Annotated in this window: 7 protein-coding genes; 4 read left to right on the forward strand and 3 right to left on the reverse strand. The window is 46.0% G+C overall.

Annotated features, from left to right (window positions below; translation table 11 throughout):
• Positions 1-54 precede the first annotated feature (54 nt).
• On the reverse strand, positions 55-279 hold the full coding sequence (locus RMO84_RS07450; protein ID WP_310487835.1) for a hypothetical protein: 225 nt from the start codon (positions 277-279) through the stop codon (positions 55-57).
• Positions 280-439: 160 nt separating this feature from the next.
• Here RMO84_RS07450 and RMO84_RS07455 point away from each other — a divergent pair, with 160 nt between their 5' ends.
• On the forward strand, positions 440-688 hold the full coding sequence (locus RMO84_RS07455) for a hypothetical protein (RefSeq protein WP_310487836.1): 249 nt from the start codon (positions 440-442) through the stop codon (positions 686-688).
• A gap of 54 nt (positions 689-742) precedes the next feature.
• On the forward strand, positions 743-982 hold the full coding sequence (locus RMO84_RS07460) for a type II toxin-antitoxin system RelE/ParE family toxin (RefSeq protein ID WP_310487837.1): 240 nt from the start codon (positions 743-745) through the stop codon (positions 980-982).
• Between the two features lie 140 nt (positions 983-1122).
• Here RMO84_RS07460 and RMO84_RS07465 read toward each other — a convergent pair whose 3' ends face one another.
• On the reverse strand, positions 1123-2535 hold the full coding sequence (locus RMO84_RS07465) for an MlaD family protein (protein WP_310487838.1): 1413 nt from the start codon (positions 2533-2535) through the stop codon (positions 1123-1125).
• 299 nt (positions 2536-2834) lie between these two features.
• Between RMO84_RS07465 and RMO84_RS07470 the strand changes: the two genes are divergently transcribed.
• The gene (locus RMO84_RS07470) at positions 2835-4133 is read left to right on the forward strand and encodes a voltage-gated chloride channel family protein (protein ID WP_310487839.1); all 1299 of its coding nucleotides are present in this window, start codon (positions 2835-2837) and stop codon (positions 4131-4133) included.
• A gap of 138 nt (positions 4134-4271) precedes the next feature.
• On the opposite strand, the gene RMO84_RS07475 is transcribed toward RMO84_RS07470, so the two are convergent.
• Positions 4272-4535 carry a hypothetical protein gene (locus RMO84_RS07475; RefSeq protein WP_310487840.1) on the reverse strand — a complete coding sequence of 88 codons (264 nt, stop codon included), beginning with the start codon at positions 4533-4535 and terminating at the stop codon, positions 4272-4274.
• 183 nt (positions 4536-4718) lie between these two features.
• Between RMO84_RS07475 and RMO84_RS07480 the strand changes: the two genes are divergently transcribed.
• A partial coding sequence (locus RMO84_RS07480) for a peptidase U32 family protein (RefSeq protein WP_310487841.1) occupies positions 4719-5943 on the forward strand: 1225 nt, incomplete at its 3' end.

A 5943-nucleotide genomic window follows, 5' to 3' on the forward strand; every position in this document is an offset into this window, starting at 1 on the left:
GTGGGAGCTAAATTCGCCCACCAGATCTCGCCTCTCCGGTACCGGAGATCGCCACTAGGCATCGATTCCATCTCCAACTGTGACATCCCACAACTCAATCTCAGCTTGATATTCTGAGTCGTTGGCTAGCTCTGTATAGGCATTCTCCAATTCTTTCAAAAATTGTCTCTTTTTTTCTTTGGACAAAATTTCGTTGATAAATTGGCTGCGATTTTGGCTCGATCGATCCACGAACTCCAAAATTTCTTCATCTAATGTGATGCTCACTTTCGCGCTCATGCCTGAATCCTACTAATTGGTGGGATAATGCTATCTTAACATACTTTCCAATCGCAATTTTTATAGGCTACTAGATATGATGTCAATCATTTAGAATCTTTTTGCCGAACGGCTTGCCGTCTGTCTTGACGCACACAACTCGGAGGAAACCTCCGAGTCGATGCGTCGCTGCGACAGCAATCGAGACGACAGAATCGAGCTGATTACTCATATTGCTAATTCACTTCATTCTAGTAACGATCCCGCCTCAGAGCTAATTTTGACCGAGATTCAGCAAGCCCAACTAGATCGACTGCGATCGGAGATCGAGATCGGCTTAGAGCAAGCAAGAACGGGCGATACTGTCGATGGAGAAACAGTTTTCGCTAACTTGAGAACTAGAATCGACAGCTACAGAGAGCCAAAATAGTGGGTACTTACTCTTTTAGCAAAGCCGCAATTCAAGATTTAGAATCGATTTGCGATGCAATTGCCATTGACAACCCAGATGCCGCCAGCAATTTATTTGATGACATTAGAAAACAATGTGTGCGTTGCCAAATTTTCATTAAGTGGCAATAACTATGATACACTCAAACCAAATCTGCGTGGCTTTATCATCAAAAATTATATTGTTTTCTACACTATTGAAGGCGAAAATATTGCAATCATCAAGGTAGTCAGCGGTTATAGAGATCTAGATGCGATTTTTCGATCGAAATAATCGATTCTCCTAGCTTTAGAGACGACGCAAACCATTTGCTCGGATTTAGAGTCGATCGATTTAGCTCGAATTAGAGAATTCAGAACCCCGACTTTTCCGAAAAGTCGGGGTTCTTGCCGAAGCTAGCTCTCACAGATCGATTATGGTTTAGTTTGAGGATTTGTCGATTCTTTAGGAGTGGAATTATGCCAGCGACGATCGATTTTGAATGGCTCTTGGGGATTGAGCAATGGTTGAGTGCGATCTAGTTGTTGACTGGGATTAGCTGGTGTGGAAGTTGGTATTGGTAGTTTGCTGATGAGATCGAGGGATTTCCCTAATGGCTCGATCGTTTGGGCTAATTTCGCTTGTTGTTCGAGTTGTTCGGTGGAGGAGACTAATTTACCCAAACCATTCACCAAGTTTCGCAAATTAGATCTAAACTCTGGATTGCCAGTGAGATCGTCGAGATCGGCGGTGATTTTTTGAGTATTCTGAAATGTCGATCGAGCGGAATCTAATGTTTGCTGTAATAGGATTACTGTCTTCGGATCGTTTAGATTAGATGTAATATTTTTGAGATTAATTGATGTTTGATTGGCGTTACTGACTAAGCTCTCCAGCTCCTTAGCTAGTTTATCTGAGTTGATTTTGGAAACTGTCGTGTTTAATTTGGCGATCGAAGGATTGACTGAGTTAACCGTTTTGCGTAAGTCTACGCTCAATTTATCGAAATTATTGAGGGTCGATGCAAAAGTTTTGCGATTTTCGACAACTAAACTATTGACGGATGTTGCGAGTTTCTTGTATTCAGCAGCCGTTGCGGTGAGTTCGGCTGCTGTTACGTTGAATTTATCGGCAGTTTGTCCGAATTTAGTACTAGTGCGATCGATCGAGCCAGTCAATACATTAGCTTTGACTGATAAATTATTCAATCCAGTTTCGACGGATTTGGGCAAGCTGGAAAAATCATTAGTAACTTTATTGAGATTTTTGCTCAAGCGCGAGAAATCTTCAGCCGCCGTTCCCGTCTTGACTAAAGTACTATTGAGATTTCTGACGATCTCCGGACTATTGAATGCGTCAACTAATTTTGTGACTTTGGTAATCAATTCATTCAAGCTCGATCCGACGCGACCATTAACTTTAGAATTATTACAAAGAATTAGATTGCGATCGCATTTACTATCGAGGGGTTTAGCGATCGTACTGGTATTAATTGCGCTCGCACTGCGGGGGGTGATTTCGACAACTGGTTCGCCAATCAGCCCAGTTTGACTGACTTCCACCGCGACATCTTTAGGCACGATCGTATTGGGATTATCTATTTCCATTACCGCTTCGACCCCATTGACTCCAGGTTCGACCCTGGTGACTTTACCGACTCGAATGCCCCGAAACCTTACCGCCGCACCAGTTTGCAATCCTGGTGCTTCGGCGAACTGCGCTACCACATTGTAATTTTGGCTGCCCGGTGTCAAGCCCCTAAGCCACAAGAAAATTGCACCAAAGATTCCCAGCCCAGCGATAAGCATCAATCCAACTGAACCTTCTCGGACTGCGCGTGATTGCATTTTGGTTGATTGCTCCTAAACTAAAAGGGATCTAGCTGAGATGTCGATCGATTATCGCGTGTAGTCACAATTTCAGATTCTTCATTTCCTCTGTGACGTTCATTATTGACCGATTCTAATAACGTTCGATCCGAACTGGATCGATCTCTATGTTACCGTGTTGCTAGCTTTATTATTCCCGACCGAGGCTAAAATAGCGATCGTTTATACTGGAGATGGGAACGAGTGTACGGCTACAGTACACTCTTTTTCAAGATTATCGGGCGATCTTCAGCACGATTTCAATATTGGCAAACTACATGACTCGGTGGTGGCAACTCAAACCAGCTCAAACTCTGCTATATCTGCTGAAATGGTTGGCGATCGGTAGTGCGATCGGCATCTTCACTGGCACCTCTTCAGCAGTCCTCCTAGCGGCGTTAGAGTGGGCGACAGCATGGCGAGAATCTCATCTGTGGATCTTGCTGTTGTTACCTTTGGGCGGATTGGCAAGCGGGCTAATTTACCATTATTTGGGCAGGAGTGTGGAGGCTGGGAACAACCTACTGCTCGAAGAAATTCACGATCCGCAAGCCATCATTCCAGTGCGGATGGCACCTTTGGTATTACTCGGGACGACGATCGCGCATGTAGTGGGTGCCTCGGTAGGTAGAGAGGGCACGGCAGTACAGATGGGTGCGGCACTGGCGGATCGATTGACGCAGCTATTGCGGCTGCATGGTACAGAGCGACGGCTGGTGCTGATGGCGGGTATTAGCGGTGGATTTGCCTCGGTATTCGGCACCCCACTGGCGGGGATGTTATTTGGAGTGGAAGTCCTAGCGTTTGGGAAGTTTCGCTACGATGGTTTGTTTGTATGCGCGATCGCGGCGATTATCGGCGATCGCGTTACGTTAGCCTGGGGACTACACCACACAGTTTACCAAATCCCGATCGTCCCCGAATTGACGATCTGGGGGCTGTTGACAGCGATGTTGGCTGGTATCGTCTTTGGACTCACCGCATGGCTGTTTGCCACCCTGACGCATCAAATTAGTGCTTACTTTAAATCCAAAATTAGTTATCCACCCTTGCGCCCGTTTATCGGTGGTATTTTGGTAGCGATCGCGATTCAGCTTGTCGGTACGACTAAATATATCGGTTTGGGCATTCCGACGATCGTTAGTGCTTTTAATACTCAACTTCCCCCCTGGGATTTCGCTGCCAAAATCGGGTTTACGGCTCTGAGTCTGGGCGCGGGATTTAAAGGTGGTGAAGTCACTCCCTTATTTTATATTGGCGCAACCTTGGGTAATGCTCTTGCGCCATTAACGATTTTACCCGCACCATTACTCGCGGGAATGGGATTTGTGGCGGTATTTGCTGGTGCTGCGAATACACCATTAGCTTCGACATTGATGGCGATCGAATTATTCGGTGCGCCCGTTGGTATTTATGCTGGAATTGCTTGTATTTGCAGTTATCTCTGCTCTGGACATACGGGTATTTATCGTTCTCAACGAGTGGGGGTGAGTAAGTATGCCGCACTCACACATCATGAGGGTAAAAGTATTGCGGGGATTGAGATCGAGTCGAGTGCCGATCTACACAGTAAATAATCGACGATCTATTCAATCTTCATGAATTTCGTTTTTTTAACCTGTCTGTTGGTAACATAAATTGTCCCTTGGCAATTAACATCATCGCTGCGCAGACGATGAGAATAGTTGGTATCGCATTTCCACCAGAGCATCGGGTTATGAGTTATTTTGCCCGGTGATGTAACGCATGATAATATCGATTTTTCCATTCAATTCATCGAAACGTCTGTCCACATTTTGGTCTAAATCTCTCAAATTCCGTCGAATTGCACTTGTATCGTCATATACTCTATCGAATGCTCTAGCCAACTCTTGAGTGGTAATTTGAGTCTCTTCTAATCGCTCTACCCGCCTGTTTAGATGTCGCAACTGACGATCTATCTCGCGCGGGAAATCATTTGGTTCGTTAGCTTGTGTCATCTGATTCGGTAATCGGTTTTATCGTGGCAGATCCCCGTTAGTTTGGGCAAGATGGGGATACTTCAATTTTAGGCATAAACAGTGAATTAGCCTATCTACCGACGAAATAACTCAATGATGATGACGATCGAGTCGATCGATAAGTCGAGCTAGAATACAGGGGTATAGATTTATTCCCTGCAAATGCCAACACCCACGCCTTCACCAACGCGTACCTATCGCCCCCTCCTGCTTGCGCCAGCGGGAAACTGGGAATGTGCCAAAGCCGCGATCGAAAATGGTGCGGATGCCATTTATTTTGGGTTGGAGCGGTTTAATGCCAGAATGCGGGCGGAGAATTTCACTGAGGGCGATCTCCCCGAATTGATGGCGTGGTTGCACCAGCGCGGGGTGAAGGGCTATGTCACGATGAATACGTTGGTATTTCCTCAGGAATTGCCAGCGGCGGAGCAATATTTACGGAGTATTATTTTAGCTGGAGTAGATGCGGCGCTCGTTCAAGATATCGGGCTGTGTAAATTAATTCGCCATTTATCGCCGGATTTTCCGATTCATGCTTCGACGCAGATGACGGTGACGAGTGCGGCGGGGGTGGAATTTGCCCATGAATTGGGATGTAATTTAGTTGTCTTAGCGCGCGAATGTTCGCTGACGGAAATTGACAAGATTCAGGCACAATTGGGTAAGCGGGAGATATCTATTCCCCTCGAAGTATTCGTGCATGGGGCATTATGTGTCGCCTATTCGGGACAATGTTTGACGAGTGAATCTTTGGGCGGTCGATCGGCAAATCGGGGCGAATGCGCTCAAGCTTGTCGGATGCCTTACGATCTGATCGTCGATGGCGAATCTTATTATGTTGGCGATCGCAAATATCTACTCAGTCCCCAAGATTTATCTGGCTTGAATGTCTTGCCCGAAATTGTCAAAAGTGGCGTCAGTTGTCTCAAAATTGAAGGGCGACTGAAGACGCCTGAATATGTGGCTAGTGTCACGAAAGTCTATCGATCGGCACTCGATCGGATCGTCCAAGATTTAGGTATTCCTGTCGAGCCAGAACGCGATTTGTATAATTTGGAAATGGCCTTTTCGCGGGGGTTATATACAGGCTGGTTTGAAGGGATTAATAATCAAGCTTTGGTACACGCTCGGTTTGGGAAAAAGCGGGGTGTCTATTTAGGCGAAGTTACTAGAGTTTATCCCGATCGAGAAGCAATTACCATCGATCCAATCGCGCCGATTAAAGCTGGCGACGGGATCGTGTTCGATTGTGGGCATCCTGAAGATCGGGAAGAAGGCGGGCGTGTTTATGAGGTATTTAAGAGCGATAGTCAGTCGGAAGTCATGCTGACTTTCGGACGTGGTGCGGTCAATTTTCGACAGGTATATGTTGGCGATAAAATCTGGA

The sequence above is a fragment of the Chamaesiphon sp. VAR_69_metabat_338 genome (assembly GCF_031423935.1).
Taxonomy (GTDB): domain Bacteria; phylum Cyanobacteriota; class Cyanobacteriia; order Cyanobacteriales; family Chamaesiphonaceae; genus Chamaesiphon.

What these genes read in the sequence shown, in the direction of transcription:
- RMO84_RS07450 (WP_310487835.1), bottom strand. Translation starts at nt 279, where the DNA reads ATGAGCGCGAAAGTGAGCATCACATTAGATGAAGAAATTTTGGAGTTC.
- RMO84_RS07455 (WP_310487836.1), top strand. Translation starts at nt 440, where the DNA reads ATGCGTCGCTGCGACAGCAATCGAGACGACAGAATCGAGCTGATTACT.
- RMO84_RS07460 (WP_310487837.1), top strand. Translation starts at nt 743, where the DNA reads ATGCAATTGCCATTGACAACCCAGATGCCGCCAGCAATTTATTTGATG.
- RMO84_RS07465 (WP_310487838.1), bottom strand. Translation starts at nt 2,535, where the DNA reads ATGCAATCACGCGCAGTCCGAGAAGGTTCAGTTGGATTGATGCTTATC.
- RMO84_RS07470 (WP_310487839.1), top strand. Translation starts at nt 2,835, where the DNA reads ATGACTCGGTGGTGGCAACTCAAACCAGCTCAAACTCTGCTATATCTG.
- RMO84_RS07475 (WP_310487840.1), bottom strand. Translation starts at nt 4,535, where the DNA reads ATGACACAAGCTAACGAACCAAATGATTTCCCGCGCGAGATAGATCGT.